The sequence below is a fragment of the Enterobacter sp. 01-M-02-SI-ECC genome (assembly GCF_047530595.1).
Taxonomy (GTDB): Bacteria; Pseudomonadota; Gammaproteobacteria; order Enterobacterales; family Enterobacteriaceae; genus Enterobacter; species Enterobacter cloacae_M.
The window spans coordinates 61,867-83,525 of sequence record NZ_JBLKCZ010000004.1; the positions used below are offsets into that span (position 1 = coordinate 61,867).

19 protein-coding genes and 4 pseudogenes are annotated in these 21,659 nt (G+C 56.5%); 12 read left to right on the forward strand and 11 right to left on the reverse strand.

Annotated elements, in window-relative coordinates:
* Positions 1 to 5: 5 nt before the first annotated feature.
* A complete protein-coding gene (locus ACMWLG_RS07740; protein WP_045399204.1) occupies positions 6 to 1,349 on the reverse strand; it encodes a VOC family protein in 1,344 nt (447 codons plus the stop codon).
* A 527-nt stretch (positions 1,350 to 1,876) separates the two neighbouring features.
* Between ACMWLG_RS07740 and ACMWLG_RS07745 the strand changes: the two genes are divergently transcribed.
* The 8 genes and pseudogenes from ACMWLG_RS07745 to ACMWLG_RS07780 form a co-directional block, all read left to right on the forward strand.
* Positions 1,877 to 2,062, forward strand: a complete 186-nt coding sequence (locus ACMWLG_RS07745; protein ID WP_414762970.1) for a general stress protein — start codon at positions 1,877 to 1,879, stop codon at positions 2,060 to 2,062.
* A gap of 94 nt (positions 2,063 to 2,156) precedes the next feature.
* Positions 2,157 to 2,651, forward strand: a complete 495-nt coding sequence (locus ACMWLG_RS07750) for a ferritin-like domain-containing protein (RefSeq protein ID WP_045399201.1) — start codon at positions 2,157 to 2,159, stop codon at positions 2,649 to 2,651.
* 23 nt (positions 2,652 to 2,674) lie between these two features.
* Positions 2,675 to 2,878, forward strand: coding sequence for a hypothetical protein (locus tag ACMWLG_RS07755; protein WP_045399198.1), 204 nt, complete (start codon positions 2,675 to 2,677; stop codon positions 2,876 to 2,878).
* A gap of 25 nt (positions 2,879 to 2,903) precedes the next feature.
* A complete protein-coding gene (locus ACMWLG_RS07760; protein WP_045399195.1) occupies positions 2,904 to 3,410 on the forward strand; it encodes a ferritin-like domain-containing protein in 507 nt (168 codons plus the stop codon).
* A gap of 15 nt (positions 3,411 to 3,425) precedes the next feature.
* Positions 3,426 to 4,298, forward strand: coding sequence for a manganese catalase family protein (locus ACMWLG_RS07765; RefSeq protein ID WP_045399191.1), 873 nt, complete (start codon positions 3,426 to 3,428; stop codon positions 4,296 to 4,298).
* A gap of 68 nt (positions 4,299 to 4,366) precedes the next feature.
* Positions 4,367 to 5,770 carry a cytochrome ubiquinol oxidase subunit I gene (locus ACMWLG_RS07770; protein WP_045399188.1) on the forward strand — a complete coding sequence of 468 codons (1,404 nt, stop codon included), beginning with the start codon at positions 4,367 to 4,369 and terminating at the stop codon, positions 5,768 to 5,770.
* Positions 5,770 to 6,780, forward strand: coding sequence for a cytochrome d ubiquinol oxidase subunit II (cydB, locus tag ACMWLG_RS07775; protein ID WP_045399185.1), 1,011 nt, complete (start codon positions 5,770 to 5,772; stop codon positions 6,778 to 6,780). The genes ACMWLG_RS07770 and cydB overlap by 1 nt, the downstream gene beginning before the upstream one ends.
* A gap of 8 nt (positions 6,781 to 6,788) precedes the next feature.
* Positions 6,789 to 7,200: pseudogene (locus tag ACMWLG_RS07780) on the forward strand (alpha-amylase family glycosyl hydrolase); the annotation flags it as partial.
* Here the strand turns inward: ACMWLG_RS07780 and ACMWLG_RS07785 are convergent.
* The 4 genes and pseudogenes from ACMWLG_RS07785 to ACMWLG_RS07800 all read right to left on the reverse strand — a co-directional run.
* A pseudogene (locus ACMWLG_RS07785) lies at positions 7,200 to 8,045 on the reverse strand (SDR family oxidoreductase); the annotation flags it as partial. The pseudogenes ACMWLG_RS07780 and ACMWLG_RS07785 overlap by 1 nt on opposite strands.
* Before the next feature lie 17 nt (positions 8,046 to 8,062).
* Positions 8,063 to 8,581, reverse strand: coding sequence for a 2-oxo-tetronate isomerase (locus tag ACMWLG_RS07790; RefSeq protein WP_045399181.1), 519 nt, complete (start codon positions 8,579 to 8,581; stop codon positions 8,063 to 8,065).
* Between the two features lie 11 nt (positions 8,582 to 8,592).
* Positions 8,593 to 9,019, reverse strand: a pseudogene (locus tag ACMWLG_RS07795) (DUF421 domain-containing protein).
* Positions 8,953 to 9,501, reverse strand: a pseudogene (locus tag ACMWLG_RS07800) (hypothetical protein). Before ACMWLG_RS07800 ends, ACMWLG_RS07795 begins: the two co-directional pseudogenes overlap by 67 nt.
* A gap of 138 nt (positions 9,502 to 9,639) precedes the next feature.
* On the opposite strand from ACMWLG_RS07800, the gene ACMWLG_RS07805 reads away from it, so the two are divergent.
* The 4 genes from ACMWLG_RS07805 to ACMWLG_RS07820 all read left to right on the forward strand — a co-directional run bounded on the left by ACMWLG_RS07805 (position 9,640) and on the right by ACMWLG_RS07820 (position 14,721).
* A complete protein-coding gene (locus tag ACMWLG_RS07805; protein WP_045399178.1) occupies positions 9,640 to 10,029 on the forward strand; it encodes a YdeI family stress tolerance OB fold protein in 390 nt (129 codons plus the stop codon).
* Positions 10,030 to 10,093: 64 nt separating this feature from the next.
* Entirely contained in the window at positions 10,094 to 10,978 is an 885-nt protein-coding gene (locus tag ACMWLG_RS07810; protein ID WP_023311668.1) for an SDR family oxidoreductase, read from the forward strand.
* A gap of 181 nt (positions 10,979 to 11,159) precedes the next feature.
* Entirely contained in the window at positions 11,160 to 12,083 is a 924-nt protein-coding gene (locus tag ACMWLG_RS07815) for a LysR substrate-binding domain-containing protein (RefSeq protein WP_023311667.1), read from the forward strand.
* A 256-nt stretch (positions 12,084 to 12,339) separates the two neighbouring features.
* Positions 12,340 to 14,721 carry a glucose/quinate/shikimate family membrane-bound PQQ-dependent dehydrogenase gene (locus ACMWLG_RS07820; protein WP_045399175.1) on the forward strand — a complete coding sequence of 794 codons (2,382 nt, stop codon included), beginning with the start codon at positions 12,340 to 12,342 and terminating at the stop codon, positions 14,719 to 14,721.
* Between the two features lie 89 nt (positions 14,722 to 14,810).
* Here the strand turns inward: ACMWLG_RS07820 and ACMWLG_RS07825 are convergent, their stop codons facing one another.
* The 6 genes from ACMWLG_RS07825 to ACMWLG_RS07850 all read right to left on the reverse strand — a co-directional run bounded on the left by ACMWLG_RS07825 (position 14,811) and on the right by ACMWLG_RS07850 (position 21,605).
* Positions 14,811 to 16,502: a methyl-accepting chemotaxis protein gene (locus tag ACMWLG_RS07825; protein ID WP_045399173.1), complete on the reverse strand. Its 1,692-nt coding sequence runs from the start codon at positions 16,500 to 16,502 to the stop codon at positions 14,811 to 14,813.
* A 160-nt stretch (positions 16,503 to 16,662) separates the two neighbouring features.
* The gene (locus ACMWLG_RS07830) at positions 16,663 to 17,781 is read right to left on the reverse strand and encodes an S-(hydroxymethyl)glutathione dehydrogenase/class III alcohol dehydrogenase (protein WP_032668253.1); all 1,119 of its coding nucleotides are present in this window, start codon (positions 17,779 to 17,781) and stop codon (positions 16,663 to 16,665) included.
* Positions 17,782 to 17,812: 31 nt separating this feature from the next.
* Positions 17,813 to 18,088, reverse strand: a complete 276-nt coding sequence (locus ACMWLG_RS07835; RefSeq protein WP_023311663.1) for a metal/formaldehyde-sensitive transcriptional repressor — start codon at positions 18,086 to 18,088, stop codon at positions 17,813 to 17,815.
* Between the two features lie 240 nt (positions 18,089 to 18,328).
* Complete coding sequence (locus ACMWLG_RS07840; RefSeq protein WP_226855159.1) at positions 18,329 to 18,961, reverse strand: SDR family NAD(P)-dependent oxidoreductase; 633 nt, start codon at positions 18,959 to 18,961, stop codon at positions 18,329 to 18,331.
* A 55-nt stretch (positions 18,962 to 19,016) separates the two neighbouring features.
* On the reverse strand, positions 19,017 to 20,216 hold the full coding sequence (locus ACMWLG_RS07845) for an arabinose transporter (RefSeq protein ID WP_080298625.1): 1,200 nt from the start codon (positions 20,214 to 20,216) through the stop codon (positions 19,017 to 19,019).
* Between the two features lie 66 nt (positions 20,217 to 20,282).
* Positions 20,283 to 21,605: an amidohydrolase family protein gene (locus ACMWLG_RS07850; protein WP_045399171.1), complete on the reverse strand. Its 1,323-nt coding sequence runs from the start codon at positions 21,603 to 21,605 to the stop codon at positions 20,283 to 20,285.
* Positions 21,606 to 21,659: the final 54 nt, after the last annotated feature.

The following is a 21,659-nucleotide window of genomic DNA, read 5'->3' on the forward strand; positions in this document are numbered from 1 at the left end:
CGATTTCAGAGCAAACCGCAACGCTGTTTGCTGCGCGTTTCAGCCTCCAGGTAGAGCGTAAACTCGTCATACACCGGGCATCCCAGCGCGTCTTCAAACGCATCGCGGCTGGCGTTACCGTGGCTGCGGGCCTGGGTTTCGTTCCCGAGGTTGGACTGGAAAATCCCCGCGGCGCTGACCGGGAGGAAATCTTCGTAGGTGATCGGCTGGGCAACCACCCATCCGCGCTCGATCAGCGGCTGCGGATCGTCTCCGGGACGAAACGCATGCCGATGCGCTTCCCCGGCTGGCGTCAGGCGGTAGCGGAAATAAGCCAGCTCCTGACGGCGCATGAGCATTTCGCTGTCCGGGAAGGCGTTAAAAATCTCCCGCAGATGCAGCTGATGGGTCAGGTTATCTTTACCGGTACCGGCCTGGGCGAGGAGGCTATCGTACAGTTCACGGCCTTTCGGGGTCAGCGCCACGCCGCGCTGTTCAATCTCACCGAAGCGCGCGGTGTGGGTGCCTTTATGTTCACCGGCAAACAGCACCGGCTCTTCCAGCGCCTTGAAGCTGGTTTGACGCAATAAGACGGGCACCTCGCGACGCGGCGGCCCTTCGATCAGAATTTTTGGTTCGATACCGTACTTCGGCATCAGCTCCTGTACCCGGTCAATGTCCAGCGTGCGCGGCGTGAGATGGTTAATGTGGCAGCCCGGGAAGCAGACCACGTCGGCAATCAGGCGATGCTCGTTGCTCAGGGCCAGATAGGTCTCCCGATCGACCGTCGCGTGACGGTGCCAGCGGAAGGTTTCTAACGCTTCCTGCACAAACTCATGGGCCTGTGCGTCAGAAAACTCCCCTTCCGACTCGTGCAGGTCGATCAGTTCCAGGCAGCGCGGGGTGAAGATATTGCGGTGAGACAGGATCTCCGCGGCACGCTCGCGCAGCGCGACGTTTTCAATCAGCTCAAGACGCAGCAGCGAGGTAAAAATACGAAACGGATTCCGGCACAGCGCCGCATCGTCTATCGGACGAAACGCCGTTGAGTGGACGGGCACCCCCGCCTGAGAGAGATCGTAATAGCTGACCGGGTACATGCCCATAATGGCAAACATACGGCGCAGGGTTGAAAGTTCCTGTGCCGTGCCGACGCGGATCGCCCCGTGACGCTCCACGTTCAGGCGCGCAAGCTCATCGGCGTTAGCCAGTTGTTCATGTAATAGTGGATTATTTTCCAGAACCGCCAGGTTTACGTCCGCAACCAGTTCAAGCAAGGTGCCGTACTGCGGAACTTCCTGCTGGTACATCGCCGACATAGCCTGCGAAAAGCGTTCCCGAATGTCATCAGCCGTGATGGTGTTCGCCATGATGTCATGCCTCCAGTGAATATTACCTGGAGTGTAGAGAAACCCGTTCCTTCCGGGGGGAAGAATTTCTGAATTGTGATCTTAAGACGACAGTGGTCAAACCGTGTGCTACTGGTCCCTGAACAGTGCCGAACGGAACCGCCCTTTAAACCTGAACGCTTTTATCCAGGATTTTCCATATAATTATTTAGGGTTCCGCTTTCTAGCTATAAAGGAGTATTTTTTGAGTCTCTCCTGAATGCAAATTAACCAATTCGAGTAAGCCATTATTTTTATCCTCACCTTTCAAATTTTTAGCTCGAAGTTAGGATTAATCTGAATGGCTGTTTACAAGTCTTTCCTGTCTATCCATATTTCCCTTCTAAGCGAAGCGTAAATTTACAAATATTTAAAAATAACGCAACCGCAAATAGCAAAACGCATTTGACGGATGCCGCAGAGCGACTAGAGTTATTACTCGAACGACGAGTGATACGGAATATTTTCGTATCGTACTGGCATAACCAATATATGACTATGAGGTTTATATGGCAGAGCATCGTGGTGGTTCAGGTAATTTCGCAGAAGACCGTGAAAGAGCATCAGAAGCAGGCCGTAAAGGTGGCCAGCATAGCGGGGGCAACTTCAAGAATGACCCGCAACGCGCATCTGAAGCTGGCAAGAAAGGGGGTAAAAACAGCCACGGCGGAGGCCGTAAATCTGATAACTCCTGATCTTATTTAATACTCTTTTAATAAAACCAGAGAGCATGCTGCGGGCTGAAAAGCTCGCAGTACCCTTTCTTTATTTTACCGGAGCGTAATTATTATGAATATGAAAAGCGTCGAGGATGTCTTTATTCATCTTCTGTCTGATACTTACAGCGCAGAAAAGCAGCTTACCCGAGCGTTAAGCAAGCTTGCCCGCGCCGCCTCCAGCGAGAAGCTGAGCGCAGCTTTTACCGCCCACCTGGAAGAGACGCAGGGTCAGATTGAACGTATTGACCAAATCGTTGAGCAGGAAGACGGTATTAAGATCAAACGCATGAAGTGCGTGGCGATGGAAGGCTTAATTGAAGAAGCCAACGAAGTCATCGAAAGTACGGAAAAAAATGAAGTACGTGATGCCGCACTTATTGCCGCCGCGCAAAAAGTCGAACATTACGAAATTGCCAGCTACGGTACCCTTGCCACATTAGCAGAGCAACTGGGCTATAAAAAAGCCGTTAAGCTTCTTGCCGAAACGCTGGAAGAAGAAAAAGAGACCGACCTTAAACTCACCAACCTGGCCGTAGGAAATATTAACCAAAAAGCGCAAAAATGACGCAATAATACAGGTTAAATAAAATTAGCATCAGTCCCAGCACAATTAAACGGTGCCATTTAGCGGCAGCCATAATATGGTTCATTCTCGCCATCCCCTCCGTAATATGGTGGAAGAACAGCGTGCTATGGGTCATTATCATCAGTATTTACGCCAATATTGTCGGCCATTTATCTGGCTACAGTGCCGCGCGTGCCGATCAGGCTGCTGAAAGTGAGACCAAATAAGCGAACCCCTAATGAGGATACAATGATGAATCACGTAGAACACTACCATGACTGGCTACGCGATGCCCATGCGATGGAAAAGCAAGCCGAATCTATGCTGGAATCCATGGCCAGCCGTATCGATAATTATCCTGATGTTCGCGCCAGAATTGAGCAGCATATTAATGAGACAAAACGGCAAATTACATTGCTGGAAGAAATCCTCGACCGTAATGATATTTCTCGTTCGGTTTTAAAAGATTCGATGAGCAAAATGGCGGCGCTCGGGCAGTCCATCGGCGGCATGTTCCCGTCGGATGAGATCGTAAAGGGCTCGATCAGCGGCTATGTTTTCGAACAGTTTGAAATAGCCTGTTATACCTCCCTGCTCGCGGCGGCTAAGAAAGCAGGCGACGTCGCCTCGGTGCCGGCCATCGAGACGATTCTGGCGCAAGAGCGCGAAATGGCCGACTGGCTGATCCGCCATATTCCGCAGACCACGGAACAGTTCCTGTTGCGTTCAGACGCATCGGGCGTCGAAGCGAAAAAATAATCCGGGAGAATCGCCATGTTCCGACACGTCAAACAGCTGCAATACACGGTTCGCGTTGCCGAACCGAACCCTGGCCTCGCCAACCTTTTACTGGAACAGTTCGGTGGGCCGCAGGGTGAACTGGCTGCCGCCTGCCGGTACTTTACGCAAGGATTGAGCGATGACGATCCGGGCCGTAAAGATATGCTGATGGATATCGCGACCGAGGAGCTAAGCCACCTCGAAATCATCGGTACTCTGGTCGGCATGCTTAATAAAGGTGCCAAAGGCGCGCTGGCGGAAGGGGTGGAAAACGAGGCCGAGCTGTATCGCTCCATGACCGAAAACGGCAATGACAGCCACATCACCTCCCTGCTGTACGGTGGCGGCACCCCGCTCACTAACTCGGCGGGCGTGCCCTGGACGGCGGCCTACGTCGATACCATCGGCGAGCCAACGGCGGACCTGCGCTCAAACGTGGCAGCAGAGGCCAGAGCGAAAATCATCTATGAACGGCTGATCAACGTGACCGACGATCCCGGCGTAAAGGATGCCCTGGCGTTTCTGATGACGCGCGAGGCGGCGCATCAGCTCTCCTTTGAGAAGGCGCTGCAGTCCATCCGTAATAATTTCCCACCGGGAAAATTGCCGCCAATCGAGGAATTCAACAACAAGTACTACAATATGTCTGAAGGTGGAGAGGTTCGCGGAAGCTGGAACAGCGATAAACATTTCGATTACGTTGAGTCCCCCCAGCCTGCGGTTGACGGCGGTGATGGCAGCGCAAGCGTCACGCTCACGACCGAACAGGCAACCCTGGTCAAGGCGATGTCTGCCCGCACGAAGTCCGATCCACATTCTGACCCGCTGACCGGTGCCGAGCTGGGTGCCGGTAAGACTAAACCGTAATCGGTTTTGCCGGGCAGCCATAAACTGCCCGGCAATTCTCGTGCCCCATCGTTTCAGAGGTACGGACCATGTTCGAACTCGACGCGTTCCATCTGGCCAGAATTCAGTTCGCTTTTACCGTCTCGTTTCATATCCTTTTTCCTGCTATCACCATCGGCCTCGCCAGCTATCTGGTGGTGCTGGAGGGCATGTGGCTGCGCACCAAAAACGACGTCTGGCGATCGTTGTACCATTTCTGGCTCAAGATATTTGCCGTTAACTTCGGGATGGGTGTCGTTTCCGGGCTGGTCATGGCGTACCAGTTTGGCACCAACTGGAGCGGGTTCTCACAGTTCGCGGGCAGTATTACCGGCCCACTCCTTACCTATGAGGTGTTAACCGCTTTCTTTCTCGAGGCTGGTTTCCTTGGCGTCATGATGTTCGGCTGGAATAAGGTCGGCCCGGGCCTGCACTTCTTTTCAACCTGCATGGTGGCGCTCGGCACGCTGATGTCGACCTTCTGGATCCTCGCCTCCAACAGCTGGATGCATACGCCGCAGGGCTTCACTATCGAAAACGGACAGGTTATCCCGCAGGACTGGCTGGCGATCGTCTTTAATCCCTCCTTCCCTTACCGCCTGATTCATATGGCTATCGCCGCGTTTCTGAGCAGCGCGCTGTTTGTCGGCGCGTCGGGCGCATGGCACCTGCTGCGCGGTAACGATACCCCCGCCGTCCGCACCATGTTTTCCATGGCGATGTGGATGGCGCTGCTGGTCGCCCCCATCCAGGCGGTCGTGGGCGATATGCACGGCCTGAACACGCTTGAGCATCAGCCGGCCAAAATTGCCGCCATTGAGGGACACTGGGAAAACCCGCCCGGCGAGGCCACCCCGCTGCTGCTGTTTGGTCTGCCGGATATGGACGAAGAGCGCACCAAATACGGGCTGGAGATCCCAGCGCTCGGGAGCCTTATCCTGACGCACAGCCTGGATAAGCAGGTCCCGGCGCTGAAGGATTTCCCGAAAGAAGATCGGCCAAACTCGACCATCGTTTTCTGGTCGTTCCGCGTCATGGTCGGGATGGGGCTGCTGATGATTACCCTCGGGCTGATCAGCGTCTGGCTGCGCTATCGCCATCGGCTATACCACTCTCGCCCGTTCCACTGGTTTGCCCTCAGTATGGGGCCTGCCGGGCTGCTGGCGCTGCTCGCCGGCTGGGTCACCACCGAGGTGGGCCGCCAGCCGTGGGTGGTCTACGGCTATCTGCGCACCATCGACGCGGTATCGCTGCACAGCACCCTTCAGATGAGCATCAGCCTGCTGGCGTTCTTCGTCGTCTACTCGTCGGTGTTTGGGGTGGGCTATGTTTACCTCATCCGGCTGATTAAGAAAGGACCGCAGCCTGTCGATACGCTGACGTCAAACACCTCGGGCACCCCCGCCCGTCCGCTGTCTGCCGCTGAGTCTGTTCCTGAAGAGGAGAGAACCTGATGGGCGTCGATATCTCAGTTATCTGGTTTGCCATCATCGTCTTTGCCACGCTGATGTACATCATCATGGATGGCTTTGATTTGGGCATCGGCCTGCTGTTCAACTTCGTGGGTGATGCGAAGGAGCGCGATGTGATGGTCAACAGCGTGGCGCCGGTCTGGGACGGCAATGAGACCTGGCTGGTACTCGGCGGCGCAGGGTTATTCGGCGCTTTTCCGCTGGCCTATGCGGTGATTATTGATGCGCTGACGATCCCCCTCACCGCGATGCTGATCGGTCTCATCTTTCGCGGCGTCGCCTTTGAGTTCCGCTTCAAAGCCACGCCGTCGCACCGCAAATTCTGGGATTACTCCTTTGCCGGCGGCTCCCTGCTCGCGACCTTCAGCCAGGGCGTGGTGGTGGGCGCCGTGATTAACGGCTTCGACGTTGAGGGGCGGCGTTTCGCTGGCTCCGCACTTGACTGGCTCACCCCCTTCAATCTCTTCTGCGGTATCGGTCTCGTTGTGGCCTACACGCTGCTGGGCACCACCTGGCTCATTATGAAAAGTGAAGGCGCGCTGCAGGCCCGCATGCGCGAGCTGACCCGCCACGTGCTGCTGGCGCTGATCGTGGTTATTGCGGTAGTGAGCATCTGGACGCCGCTCGGCTGGCAGTACGTGGCCGAGCGCTGGTTTACCTTGCCCAACTTCTTCTTGTTCCTGCCGGTTCCTCTGCTGGTAGGGCTTTTCAGCGTGCTGATCTGGCGCCTGACCCGCAACCCGGCCAGCCACTCCCGCCCCTTCCTGCTGACGCTGGGGCTTATTTTCCTCGGGTTTAGCGGGCTCGGCATCAGCCTCTGGCCGAACATTATTCCGCCGCGCATCACCCTGTGGGAAGCCGCGGCCCCGCCTGCCAGCCAGCTATTTATGCTGGTAGGCACGTTGCTGATTATTCCGGTGATCCTGGTGTACACCGCCTGGAGCTACTACGTCTTCCGGGGCAAAGTGTCGGATACTGAAGGCTATCACTGAGGAACGCTATGACCGACTGGCATACACGAGCCATTATTTATCAGATTGATACCGCGCTATTTTATGATTTGAACGGCGATGGTTGCGGGGACATCGCCGGGATCGCGGCCAAGCTGCGCTATATTCGCCGCATGGGGGCGACGGTCATCTGGCACCCCGTTTTACCTCACGCCCTTTCTCGATGAAGGCTACGACGTCAGCGACCACCTCCAGGTGGATCCCCGCTTCGGAAAGCTGGCCGATATCATCGCTTTTATCGAACAGGCCCGCGAGCTGGGCATGCAGGTCATTATCGAGCTGCTGATCCAGCACACGTCGGACGCGCATCCCTGGTTCCAGCAGGCCCGCCGTAACCCGGCGTCACCCTATCGTGATTACTACCTCTGGTCGGATAACGACGAGGACGATACGCCCCCCATGTGCAGATCGTTAACCGGCTGGTCGAGATAGTCCCGACGATCCGGCGCGTTGAGATCGTCGGTCATCTGGCCTTCCCACGCCTTTTTCACCATCAGCCGGTCGAGAAAACCGGGGAAGAAAAATTGCCCGACAATTGACTGGATGGTGCTGCTGCCGACCCACAGCTCGCGAACCGGTTTTTGCGCCACCCTGAAGATGGCGCTGGCGGCCACCTCAGGCTCAAAGACAGGCGGCACCGGGCGCATCGCCCAGGCAAACTTGTTCCTCGCCCATTCGAACTGCGGGGTATTGAGCCCGGGCATCTGCACCATCGAAAGCTGAACCCGGCTGTTCTCATGCATCAGCTCGGTACGCACCGCGTCGGTGAACCCGCGGATCGCCGCTTTTGCCCCGCAGTAGGCTGACTGCAGCGGAATGGAACGGTAGGCCAGCGCGGACCCCACCTGGATTATTACGCCCCTGTCGCGCGGAACCATAAGTTCGAGCGCGGCGCGAGTGCCGTTCACGTAGCCGAGGTACGTCACCTCAGTCACGCGGCGAAACTCGTCCGGCGTGAGGGTTCGGAACGGTGCCAGAACGGCCCCCATCGCGTTGTTCACCCAGACATCAATCGAGCCGAGGCGATACTCAATTTCGTTAGCGGCATCCACCACCGCCTGGCTGTCGGCGACGTCCGCCTGCACGGCGTGGGCATTAACGCCAAAGCGCCGTAATTCCTCCTGGGTAGAGTGCAGGCTGGCTTCATCGCGGGCGATGAGCCCCACGTCGTAACCCGCCTTTGCAAAGTGCAGCGCCGTGGCTTTTCCCACGCCCGCTGTCCCGCCGGTAATCACTATGACAGCCATAGAACCTCCACGTGAGTTTATTCGTTATTCCCGTCCGACAACGTTGTCACCACTTCAGCCAGCGAGTAATGCACCGCTTTTTCGACCACGTCCTGACAATCACCGGAGAAAAGCACGGTGCGGGTCTTCGTCTCGCCGCGTATGTTCCACGCAAAGCAGACCGTCCCCGCCGCAGTGCCGTCGTCGCCCCCTTCCGGGCCCGCGTAGCCGCTGATGGCGATGCTGATATCCGCCTGGGCGATGTCGCGGATACTGGCGGCCATTTCGGTTACCGTCTGCTCGCTCACGGCAGTAAACCGCGCCAGCGTCTCAGGGCGCACGCCGAGGATCCGCGCTTTGGCTTCATCGCTGAACACGACCAGCCCAACATCATAAAATTCGGCGGTGTTTTCCTCTGCGCAAAGCGCCACCGAGAGCTTTCCGCCCGTGCAGGATTCCGCGGTGGTTAAGCGAAGCCCGAGATCGGTTAATTTGCTCGCCAGCTTTTTCGTCAGTTCACCCACGGTATTATTGCTGTCGTGAAAAAGATTGCTCATCTTGCCGCCTCTTATTTCTCGAAAGGAATGATTGAAATATGGTCATTGCGCTCAAGTATGGCATATTTAATGTCGCTTATTTCCGTAATGCCATTATTTTGACGCGCGGACACCAGAATATCATCACAGGACACGTCAACTTTTTTTCAGTTTATCGGCTAACGGCACGCCGTTCTCAACAAGAATAACATTAGTGCCACCCAGAATATTCTCAACTGGCGAGAAATATTCCTTCATCAGCCCGAAAATAATATCCGCCACCACCAGCGTGGTAATGGTAATCATCGCGCCGGTCACGGAAAAATCTTGTCCGAGAAGCGCCTGCTGCGTGGCTTCACTAATTATCAAGAGCAGAATGAGATCGAAGCTGGTCATCTGCAGCAGCGCGCGACGCCCGGCCACTTTAAATACCACCACCAGAAACAGATAAATAGCCAGATGTTAATTTCCGGCTCGCTGTTGACGCGGAAGACGGTGTTCCATTTACCGGCTATGGAAGGTGTCGTGAACAGTAACACGGAGAAGCGGTCGGTTTTTTTCAGGTTGTTATAGACAAAAAAGAGGGTCTTTCAGCGGCTGAACATAGCGTCCGGCTGCGGCCAGACGCTGCCGGGCTCATACGCATCGCTGCTCTCGCTGGCCATGCTGAGGACATACTTCCCCTCCGTTTGCACCGGAAACGCGAGCGCCATCCGCGTCTCTGTCTCCCGTCGCCCAAAGCGTTCATAGTTTATGGTCAATGATTTAGCGGAATTCGTTTTGACCGTGTCGCTGACCATTCCGCTGGAAAAAAAACCGGCAATCGCCGCGACGATAATACCCAGCAGAACAATAAAACCCACCTGACGAAACGCGTATTCAAACGTCAGCAAACGGTAACTCTCATCTATCCCGGGTAACTTTTCATTTTCACGCTTCATGGCCATCGTCACCGGTTCGCTTATTATCCGATAATTTTGATTTCTAACGCGAATGTTTTTAGGACTTATCACATTTGCCACATAAAGGAATAGCAACAATACTTAATAAGTCAAGACACGCAAAATGAAGGATATCGGATGAAATTATCACTTATTTCCGCTTTATTGATATTTCTGGTTCCGGCCGCATGGGCAGATAATAACGGGGGTTTACAAAAAGGCGAAGCGCCACCGCCTCCCCACGCGCTTGATAGCGGATATCGCGGAACCGACGACGCGCGTATTATGACCATCAGGCAGGCAAAAGAATTGCATGATGGCGCGACAATTTCATTACGCGGTAATCTTATTGACGGTAGCGGCGATAAGTTTATATTTCAGGATAAAACCGGAAAAATCGACGTTATTATTCCCCAGGCAGTCTTCGACGGCAGAACGGTAAAACCCGACCAGATGATCAGTATCAACGGTTCGCTTGATAAAAAATCATCTCCTGCCGTCGTCCGTGTTGATCGTTTGCAGAAATAATTCAGCGAAGCGTTAACGCTGCAGTTATCCATCAAATCTCACCCCTTGGCTTAAGGAGTCAGCTATGAGTGATACTAAACAACGTACGAACGCTTACCCGCAGCCCCCGTTCCCGGAACAGCCGCAAACGCCGCCGGGACTGGCATCCGAAATGCAGCCTGTACCCGACCACGGGGAAACAAGCTACAAAGGACATGGCCGCCTGGCCGGCAAAAAAGCGCTGATTACCGGCGGAGACTCCGGGATTGGTCGCGCGGTCGCTATCGCCTATGCTCGTGAAGGCGCTGACGTTGCCATTAACTACCTTCCCGAAGAGGAAAAAGACGCCGCTGAGGTCATCGACCTGATTGAAGCCGAAGGCCGCAAGGCTATCGCGCTGCCGGGGGACGTCCGGGACGAAACCTTCTGTCAGAATCTGGTCGAAGAAGCCGTGTCGAAACTGGGCGGGCTGGACATTCTGGTCAACAACGCCGGCCGTCAGCAGTTCCGTGAATCGCTTGAAGAACTGACCACGGAAGATTTTGACGCAACGTTTAAAACCAACGTTTACGCTCCGTTCTGGATCACCAAGGCGGCGCTGCGCCACCTGAAAGCGTCGTCCGTTATCATTAATACCTCGTCCGTTCAGGCGGTGAAGCCTAGCCCCGTGCTGCTGGACTACGCCCAGACGAAAGCCTGTCTGGCGGTGTTTACCAAATCCTTAGCCAAACAACTGGGTCCGAAAGGTATTCGCGTCAACGCGGTTGCCCCTGGCCCTTACTGGACGGTACTGCAGTCCAGCGGCGGGCAGCCGATGGAAAAAGTGAAGGAGTTCGGCGGCGACACCCCGCTGGGACGTCCGGGCCAGCCCGTCGAGATTGCCCCGCTGTACGTCACGCTGGCCTCGGATGAATGTTCATTTACGTCCGGCCAGGTGTGGTGTTCCGATGGCGGTGACGGCGTGATCTAAACCGGTAAACGATACTCCTCCGCAATGAGCAATAAATGAACAAGGATGTTCGCTTTTATTCCCCAGCCAAAAAACATGTTGTAACTCAAACAGATCAAATGTTAAAAATATTTTGCTATCAGGTTATCAAAATTAAACAACTTAACTTGTCACCCGCATCGCTCTGTTTTTAACATCGCCTATGGAAAAAAATGGTCTGTTCAGTCAGCGCATACGCTTGCGCCATTTGCATACATTTGTGGCCGTCGCTCAACAGGGAACGCTGGGGCGTGCGGCTGAAACTCTCAACCTGAGCCAGCCTGCGCTCTCAAAAACCCTCAACGAGCTGGAACAGCTGACCGGTGCCCGTCTTTTTGACCGCGGCCGGCTGGGGGCGCAGCTTACCATCGTGGGCGAACAGTTCCTCACGCACGCCGTGAAAGTGCTGGATGCGCTCAATACCGCAGGCCAGTCCCTGCACCGAAAAGAAGAGCAAACCAGTGAGGTGGTGCGCGTGGGTGCTTTGCCTACCGCGGCGCTGGGCATCCTTCCGCCCGTTATCGGCCAGTTCCACAAGCAGCAGCGACATACCACGATTCAGGTCGCCACCATGAATAACACCATGCTGCTCGCGGGGCTGAAATCGGGCGAACTGGATCTCGGAATCGGTCGCATGTCCGACCCTGAGCTGATGGGCGGCCTCAACTATGAACTGCTGTTCCTGGAATCCCTGAAGCTGGTGGTTCGTCCCGATCACCCCCTGCTGCAGGACACGGTCACGTTAAGCCGCGTTATGGAATGGCCGGTAGTGGTCTGCCCAAAAGGAACCGTTCCCCGCCAGACCGCCGAAACCTTGCTGCAAATGCAGGGGTGTACGCTACCCTCAGGATGTATCGAAACGCTGTCGGCCTCGCTTTCGCGCCAGCTTACGCTGGATTATGACTACGTCTGGTTCGTCCCCTCCGGCGCGGTAAAAGATGATTTACGTCAGGGAACGCTGATCGCCCTGCCGATTACCTCCCCTGGCCCCGGTGAACCTATCGGCATTTTGACCCGCGTAGACACCCCGCTTTCTACGGGCGCGCAGACGCTTCTGAGCGCCATCCGCAAATCGATGCCGGTTTAAAACCTTTTCGCCCCTCCCCTAACCCTCTCCCCTCAGGGGCGAGGGGTCTGTCCTGTGCGTTAATCAAATAATGCGGAATAAATCATTAACAATTGCGCAAAACAATTTAACAGTTTTATCATAGCGGCGAATTCACCAAATGGTTCGCAAAGCATTTTGTAACTCCGAATTCACCCGTATTAATCATTCTTCCCTCCGCATTTATTACCCAACTGGTACATGCCCAGCACGACGGGGGGATCTTAAGGAGACAGAAATGGCATTTGGCAGCGCGCCACGTGGGATACCGCGTATCCTGCAGTGGCTTCTTGCCGGACTGATGTTGCTCATCGGTCTGGCGGTCGGCGGGCTGGGCTTTAAGCTCGTCACCGTAGGCGGAAGTGGATACTTCCTGATAATGGGCGTGGTGATGGTGATTGCCGCGATCCTGATTTTCCTAAATCGCAGCAGCGGGATCGCGCTTTACGGCATCGCCTTTATTGCCTCGCTGTTCTGGGCGGTAGGCGATGCCGGCTGGGATTTCTGGCCGCTCTTCTCTCGCCTGTTTACCTTTGCCGTACTGGCCTTCCTCTGCGCCATCGTCTGGCCTTTCCTGCGCGCGGCAAACCACAGCGCCGCGAACAAGGCTCCCGCTTTTGGCGTCGCGGCCTTGCTCGCGGTGGCGATGCTGGTCAGCCTGGGCTGGATGTTTAAGCCGCAGACCCTCGTGGCAGCGAACGAGCCCGTTCCGGTGAAACCCGTCGCCCCCGGCGAGCAGCAAAAAAACTGGGAGCACTGGGGCAATACCACCCACGGCGACCGTTTCGCCGCGCTGGACCAGATTAACAAGCACAACGTCAGCGACCTGAAGGTCGCCTGGGTTGCGCACACCGGCGATATTCCGCAGAGCAACGGCTCCGGCGCGGAAGATCAGAACACGCCATTGCAGATTGGCGACACGCTATACGTCTGTACCCCATACAGCAAAGTTCTGGCGCTGGACGTGGATTCCGGCAAAGAAAAATGGCGCTACGATTCCAAAGCCACGGCGCCTAACTGGCAGCGCTGCCGCGGTCTGGGCTATTTTGAAGATCATTCCAGCGTGACAACGTCACAGGCAGAAACACAGCCTGCGGCATGCCCTCGCCGCCTGTTCCTGCCGACCACCGACGCCCGCCTGATTGCCATCAACGCGGATACCGGCAAGGTCTGCGAAGATTTCGGCGACCATGGTACCGTGGATCTGAGCGTCGGCATGGGCGAGATCAAGCCCGGATATTATCAGCAGACCTCTACGCCGCTGGTCGCAGGCAATGTTGTCGTCGTCGGCGGTCGCGTCGCGGATAACTACTCAACCGGCGAACCGCCGGGCGTGGTGCGCGCCTACGACGTGCACACCGGTAAGCTGGCGTGGGCGTGGGACCCGGGTAATCCGAACCTGACCGGCCTGCCGCCGGAAGGCCAGACCTACACCCGCGGCACGCCGAACGTCTGGTCAGCGATGTCCTACGACGCTAAGCTGAATCTGATCTACCTGCCAACCGGCAACGCCACCCCGGATTTCTGGGCGGGCGAACGTACCGCGCTGGATGATAAGTACAGTTCCTCCATCGTCGCCGTCGACGCGACCACCGGTCAGGTGCGCTGGCATTTCCAGACGACCCATCACGACCTGTGGGATTTCGACCTGCCTTCCCAGCCGCTGCTGTACGATCTGCCTGACGGTAAAGGCGGCACCACGCCTGTGCTGGTGCAGACCAGCAAGCAGGGTATGATCTTCATGCTTAACCGCGAAACCGGCAAGCCGGTGGCGAAGGTAGAAGAGCGTCCCGTTCCGGCAGGTAACGTTGAGGGTGAACGCTACTCTCCGACCCAGCCGTATTCCGTTGGCATGCCGATGATTGGCAACCAGACGCTGACCGAATCCGACATGTGGGGGGCGACGCCTGTCGACCTGCTGCTGTGCCGCATTCAGTTTAAAGAGATGCGCCATCAGGGCGTCTTCACCCCGCCGGGTCTCGACCGTTCCCTGCAGTTCCCCGGCTCTCTCGGCGGGATGAACTGGGGCAGCGTCTCCGTTGACCCGAACAACAGCCTGATGTTCGTCAACGATATGCGCCTGGGCCTGGCAAACTACATGGTGCCGCGCGCTAACGTGGCGAAAAACGCCAGCGGCATCGAGATGGGCATCGTACCAATGGACGGCACCCCGTTCGGCGCGATGCGCGAACGCTTCCTGTCACCGCTTGGCATTCCGTGCCAGAAGCCGCCGTTTGGCACCATGTCGGCCGTTGACCTGAAAACCGGCAAGCTGGTGTGGCAGGTACCTGTCGGCACGGTGGAAGATACCGGCCCGCTGGGCATTCGCATGCACATGCCAATCCCAATCGGCATGCCGACGCTGGGCGCATCGCTCTCTACCCAGTCCGGCCTTCTGTTCTTCGCCGGCACGCAGGATTTCTACCTGCGCGCGTTTGATACCGCCACCGGGAAAGAGATCTGGAAAGACCGCCTGCCGGTCGGCAGCCAGTCCGGCCCGATGACCTACGTGTCGCCGAAAACCGGTAAGCAGTACATCATCATTAACGCCGGGGGCGCCCGACAGTCGCCGGATCGCGGTGATTACGTTATCGCGTACGCGTTGCCCGATAAGCAATAAGATGTGAAAAAGGGACCGAAAGGTCCCTTTTTTGTAGGTCAGATTTTGTAGGTCGGGTAAGCGAAGCGCCACCCGACACTGCCGACAACTCAGAACGTCTCCCAGTTATCCCCGGAAACCGTCGCCGCCGGACGCAACGGCGGGTTCTTCGCCACTGGCGCAGACGTCACCGCGCGGCCCGACTTTGCACCGCTCAGACGAAACGCCCCGACCGCCTCGGTCAGACGCGCGCCCTGTTCTTCCAGAGACGCCGCCGCCGCAGAGGCTTCTTCCACCAGCGAGGCGTTCTGCTGGGTCACTTTATCCATCTCAGAAATCGCCTGGCTCACCTGGACAATACCGCGGCTCTGCTCGTCGGACGCGGCGGCAATCTCCAGCATGATGTCGGTCACACGTTTAACCGCTTCGACGATTTCATTCATGGTGTTGCCGGCAGCCACAACCTCACCGGAGCCCTGGTCGATCAGCGAGACCGATTCGTTAATCAGGCTTTCGATCTCTTTTGCGGCATTCGCACTGCGGCTTGCAAGGGTTCGGACTTCGCTTGCTACCACGGCAAACCCGCGCCCCTGCTCGCCCGCCCGCGCCGCTTCTACCGCCGCGTTAAGCGCCAGGATATTGGTCTGGAACGCAATGCTGTTGATGACGGCGGTGATCTCGGAGATTTTTTTCGAACTGGTGGAGATATTGCCCATGGTTTTGACCACGCCGGAGACCATCTGGCCGCCGCGGCTGGCTTTCCCGGAGGCATCTTCCGCAAGCTTGCTGGCATGATGGGCGTTATCGGCATTCTGTTTCACCGTCGCGGTGAGCTGTTCCATGCTTGCGGCGGTTTGCTCAATGGCCGCAGCCTGCTGTTCTGTACGCGAAGAGAGATCGGTGTTACCGGCAGAAATCTCGCTGGTGCCGCGGTAGATCTCCTCCGCCCCCTGACGTACGGTGCCCACGGTGTTTTCCAGCGAGTGCTGCATGGTTTGCAGATCGCGCGTCAGGCGGCCAATTTCGCTGCGCCCGGCCACGTCGTCCGGCATCGTCAGGTCGCCTTTGGCGATATTCTCGATACGTTTCGCTGCACGCTGCAAAGGATTGATTACCGTACGGCGCAGCACGACGAAGGTCATCGCCGTCAGCACCAGCGCCAGCGCAAACGCGCCCACCATAAACATCAGGCCCAGCTGCGTGCGGCTGTGCGCCTGCGCCGTCAGCGCATTGGCACGCTCGGTACGGATCTTGATCGCCTTCAGCAGCACGGCGTTGTAAGCGTCATCCAGCGGACGCGCCGTTTCGTTTTCGTGGTTGATAATCGCTTCGAACATGCCGTTTTTGGCAAATTTCACCATCGGCTGCATGCCCGAGATATAGGCGTTGTAGCGTGCTTTCAGATCAGCGTCCAGCGCTTCGTCTGAAGAGGTGCGCACCGTACGGTTCATATAGGCGGTAAAGCTATCCTGGGACTGCTTAATGCGCTTTTCCGCCTCGCTGATGTTCTGCTTCATCGCATCCATCTCCGCGATGCGGCTTGCCGCACCGGCGTGGATCAGATTGATACGCGCGGTTCGCAGATGGTTTGAGCTGTTCGACAGCCCCATACGCACCTGAATTTCGGATGTGACATCCTGCTGATCGTTATCGGCCTGCAGCAGGAAATAGCCCGCCAGACCCGAGCTCAAGGCAAACAGAAGAATAATGCCACCGAGAATGGAGGAAAACAGCGGAACCAGCCTGATGTGATGCAAGAAGCTCAGCTTGCGCTGCGCCAGCATCGAAGTAGTGTTGTCCATGACCGTCGACTCTCTTGTAGGTAAGATGCGTAAAAACACGCCTGTTAAATAGTCATCGGCACGGTGGGGATTTAGATTACGGCTAAAAACGCCGCACTGGTCACACTTTAGAGAAGATTATTAAAGAAACGCCAGCGGTGAAAAACCGCTGGCAGAAGAGTTACTTGTCGCCGAAATGAATGACGGTACGGATGGATTTTCCTTCGTGCATCAGATCGAACGCGTCGTTGATCTGCTCCAGCGGCAAACGGTGGGTAATGAACGGGTCGAGCTGAATCTTGCCGACCATAGCATCTTCAACCATACCCGGAAGCTGGGTACGGCCCTTCACGCCGCCAAACGCGGAGCCGCGCCACACGCGACCGGTGACCAGCTGGAATGGACGGGTTTTAATCTCCTGGCCCGCGCCGGCCACGCCAATGATGATGCTCTCGCCCCAGCCTTTGTGGCAGCATTCGAGCGCGGAACGCATCACGTTCACGTTGCCGATACATTCGAAGCTGAAGTCAACGCCGCCGTCGGTCATCTCAACAATGACATCCTGAATCGGTTTTTCGTGATCCTTCGGGTTAACGAAATCGGTCGCGCCCATTTCACCCGCGAGCTTGAATTTCTCCGGGTTGGTGTCGACCGCAATGATACGACCGGCTTTCGCCTGCACCGCGCCCTGAATCACCGCCAGACCAATGCCGCCGAGACCGAACACCGCCACGGTGTCGCCCTCTTTGACTTTTGCCGTGTTATGCACCGCGCCGATACCAGTGGTCACGCCGCAGCCCAGCAGGCAGACTTTATCCAGCGGCGCCTGCGGGTTCACCTTCGCCAGCGAGATCTCCGCGCAAACGGTGTATTCGCTGAAGGTGCTGGTGCCCATGTAGTGATAAACAGGCTCGCCGTTATAGGAGAAACGGGTGGTACCGTCCGGCATCAGCCCTTTCCCCTGAGTGGCGCGAACCGCCTGGCAGAGATTAGTTTTACCGGATTTACAGAACTTACACTCGCCGCACTCCGCCGTGTACAGCGGGATAACGTGGTCGCCCGGCTTCAGGCTGGTCACGCCCTCGCCCACTTCCACCACAATCCCGCCGCCTTCATGACCCAGCACCGCCGGGAAGACGCCTTCCGGATCGTCACCGGACAACGTAAACGCATCGGTATGGCACACGCCGGTATGGGTGATTTTGATCAGCACTTCGCCTTTCTTCGGCGGTGCCACGTCGATTTCAACGATTTTGAGCGGCTGGCCGGGACCAAATGCAACTGCAGCGCGAGATTTCATCATGTCTTCCCTTTTTGTCAGGTGTGTGGGTTTATTTTAGATAAGAGCGCAGCAAATGGCCGACTTCTGCCATGCGTACGGCTCGCTGATCCGGCGTGGTTTCCCCCGTCACCAGCTCATCTTTGAGGTGAATTTCAACCATTTCGCCCATCAGGCCATTGGCAGCCCCGCGCACGGCGGCGATTTGCTGCAGGATGGCCAGACAGGGATCGCCCGACTCCAGCGCGCGTTCAAGGGCCTCAACCTGGCCCCGAATGCGGCGGACGCGAGTAAGAATACGTTTTTTATCTTCGGGTGAATGCGGCATATGCCCTCCTGATACTATAGGGGGGTATGGTACCTATTTTATCCTTGATATGTAAACACTCTGTTTTTTATGGTTAATGCGCATTTCGTTAACGTTGCGTATTACTCCGGCAGCGCTATACCTGAAATCTCAGTACAAATATTAATGAGACGATCCTGCAATGCAACGTCGTGCGCCTGCGGATTAGCCGTCATGCGCTTCATGTGATAGAAATATTTCCCCGTTACGTCAGCCTCAGTATCACGGCTGGCGGCAAGCCAGGCCTGGGTCAGGTGCGCCTGGTCCATATCGTCCGGGGCATGCGGCCCCCCCCATCTTTGTCGGCACCCAGCCAGGCTCGAGGCTGTTACTACGCACATCACGCCAGCGACGCGCCAGAGCAAAAGCCAGCATAGCGTCGTGCAATTTACTCTCCGCATAGGCGTCGGCCCCATTCCAGCGACGTTTGCGCCAGAGAATATCATCCAGGTTTGCCCGGGCATGATGATGCATACCCGAACTCAGGTAGACGAGGCGATGCGGACGTTCAATCACCGCGGTGAGGATGTAAGCCGAGAGCGTGTTGATCGCGAAAACGTGCGGCAGTCCGTCGCGGGTCACGCGATACGCTTCATTGTAGCCAACGGCAGCATTGTGGATGACGGCATCGAAGCGTCCCAGGGCGTTGACACGTAATGCCGTTTGCCTGGCACCTTCAATTGTCTCCAGGTCACCGACAACGACGGCTTCAGCCTGGGGTAAGGCGCGGTGGGCCTCTTCTGCACGGTTCGCATTACGCGCGTGCAACACAACCTGATGTCCTTGTTGAACCAGCAGTTCGGCCGCCATCAGACCAAGGCCTGTGGACGAACCGGAGATGAAAATGCGTGACATATAATTTCTCCAGATTAGTAAACCGACAGCAAAGGCTGCCGGCTCGAATGTTTATTCAGGATTGCTGCATCCGAGACGCGCTCGCAATCAGCGCCCCCAGCAGCGCACAGGCCGCACCAGACAGATATACAGCGGCATAACTAAACTGACCGGCGATCAGGCCAGCTACCGGCCCGGCGATTCCATAAGCGACATCCAGAAATGCAACGAATGCGCCCATTGCGCCGCCGCGGTTGGCTTGTGGAACACGGTTTAAGGCTTCAACGCCCAGTGCAGGGAAAACCAGTGCACAGCCCAGTCCGGTAACCAGAGCACCTGCTAGTGCCATCCATTCGTTTGAACCCAACCACAACATTGCCTGGCCAAGCGCTTCAACCACCAGTGACCAAACCGCAACGCGATAGCCGCCTGTTTGGTCTGGCAGATGCCCCAGGGCGAGGCGAACGAAAATAAAACCCAGACCAAACGCAGTCATCACCAGGCCGGCGTTCTGCCAGTGATGTGCCGCAAAGTACAGCGAGGCAAAAGCGGTTAGTCCTGACAACCCAACGCCCTGCAGCATTAATCCCAGCCCTTCGCGCCAGATGCGCCCTACTACGCGATGGAATGGCAGTCGCGGACCTCCAGGCGATATATATGATGTGGTACAAAATGCAACCAGAGCGGCCAACATCGGTGCAGCAATACAGGCAATCATCGCCATTGTGAGGCTGTAATGCTGATATAATGCCATGCCAACAGGAGCACCAATCGACAGCGCCGCGAACATCGCGATGCCGGTCCAGGACATGGACATACCGGCGCGCTGAGGGCCAACTGAGGCAATGGCCCAGGACACACATCCCGTCACGAACTGACTTTCGCCAAAACCGGCCATCAGACGACCTGCGATAACAATGCAAAGGGTTGCAGCAGGCGATAAATCCGTTACCGAAGCCACCAGATACAGCGCCCCTGCTATCGCTGAAAGTATTGCTCCCTGCAGAGCAGAACGTTTACCGCCCTGCTGGTCCGTAACCCGTCCGGCATAGCCGCGGGTCAGGACGGTGGCCAGAAACTGGATGCCGACCACCAGTCCCACCACGAGGTTACTGAAGCCGAGATGACCATGGATGAACAATGGAATCACCGGCAGTGGCAGTCCGACTGCCAGATAGCCAAAGAAAAGTGCGGCAATAACGCCCGTTGCCGGGCGGGGAAGCAGGACGCGCGGGGTGTTATCCTCCGCGAGCCGCTTAATGGCGAGGGCTCCCATGTCATTATCCTTTATGAAATATGATTAAGTGGGTTGAACGGCCCGGTGTATCAGGCCGCTCTGTCATCAGGATGCTTTAAAAAGATCGATGTGATAGCCGCTGGCGTTGAGCAGGTAATCACGAGAAGCGGTTATCTCTGTACTGAACGCCGCCAGATCAATATCCACCAACTTGCCCGCACGTTTACGAAGCTGGCCGGCCACCATCACGGTATCCACATCAGACCGCTCTATCGCCTGCACGACGGTACCAATTACGTTGGTTACCGGGAAAACAGCGGCTCCGCTGGTGCGAACCATGATAATGTCGGCCTGCTTGCCTGGCGTAAGGGTGCCAATCTGATCCTCCAAACCGGCCGCACGCGCGCCATTAACCGTTGCCGCTTTCAGGACCTCCTCGGCCGTGATGGGTGACGGCACATTGTCCTCACCACGGAAGCGACGGTAGCGCATAGCCGATCGCTGTTGCCCGAACAGAGCGTGCATTTCCCCGAACATATCGCTGCCAAAGGCAGTATCAAGGTCAATGCCCAGTGCCGGGGTCAAGCCGCGATCGACAGCCTGCTGGTAGGCAAAACTTTCATCGTCGAAGCCAAATAGCGCATCCGACCGTGGATTGACCGTGATGTTTACTCCTGAATCGGCCAGGAGCTTCCAGGTATCCTGAGTAACCCTTGAACAGTGGTTGAAGATGTTATGTGTGTCCAGTACGCCCGGCGTGGCAAACTCAGGGCCTAGATTGGCGAGATCGCCGATGAATTCGGTCAGAATACGCATGTCGAGTTTGCGAGCGACCTTCCACCAGTCAAGATTGAGCTGACCAAACAGACCAACGTGCACCAGGCTGTCACTTGTATTCCAGCTTCGCGAGAGTCGCTCCAAATCGGCAGGCAAATGCGCCGATGAAGCTTCTTTATCCATTGCTGCACCGACCATATGTAACGCACGGATGCCGCTTTCCTTTAGAGCATCTAATGCTGCATCAGTATGCTCGGGGCTGCGCGAGTTGTGGCAGGCATCAATGATGGTAGTAATACCGGCATCCAGTGAGGCAAGTGCCGTGAGCCTGGTACTCAGGTACATGTCCAGGGGACGATAATGTTTGCCCAGTTTCTCTGCGACCACATCAATGTAATCAAACAGATCGTCGACATTTGGCATCATGCGGCGCATTACGCCAAGCCACATATGGTGATGAGCATCCACCAGGCCGGGCATAACGATATGGCCAGCTGCATCAATCACCAGGGCATCATCCGTCTGCAGTTCCGGACCCACAGCTGCGATACGGTCGCCATGGACGAGAACATCGCCCACGGAGAGGTTGGGTATATCGGCATCCAAAGTAAGGATGATGCCGCCTTTAAAAAGAGTGCGCGTCGTTGTCATTTCGTATTCCTCAGGGTTAAGTGATGCCGTTCGTTGCGAGGTTTGCCCAGCCGG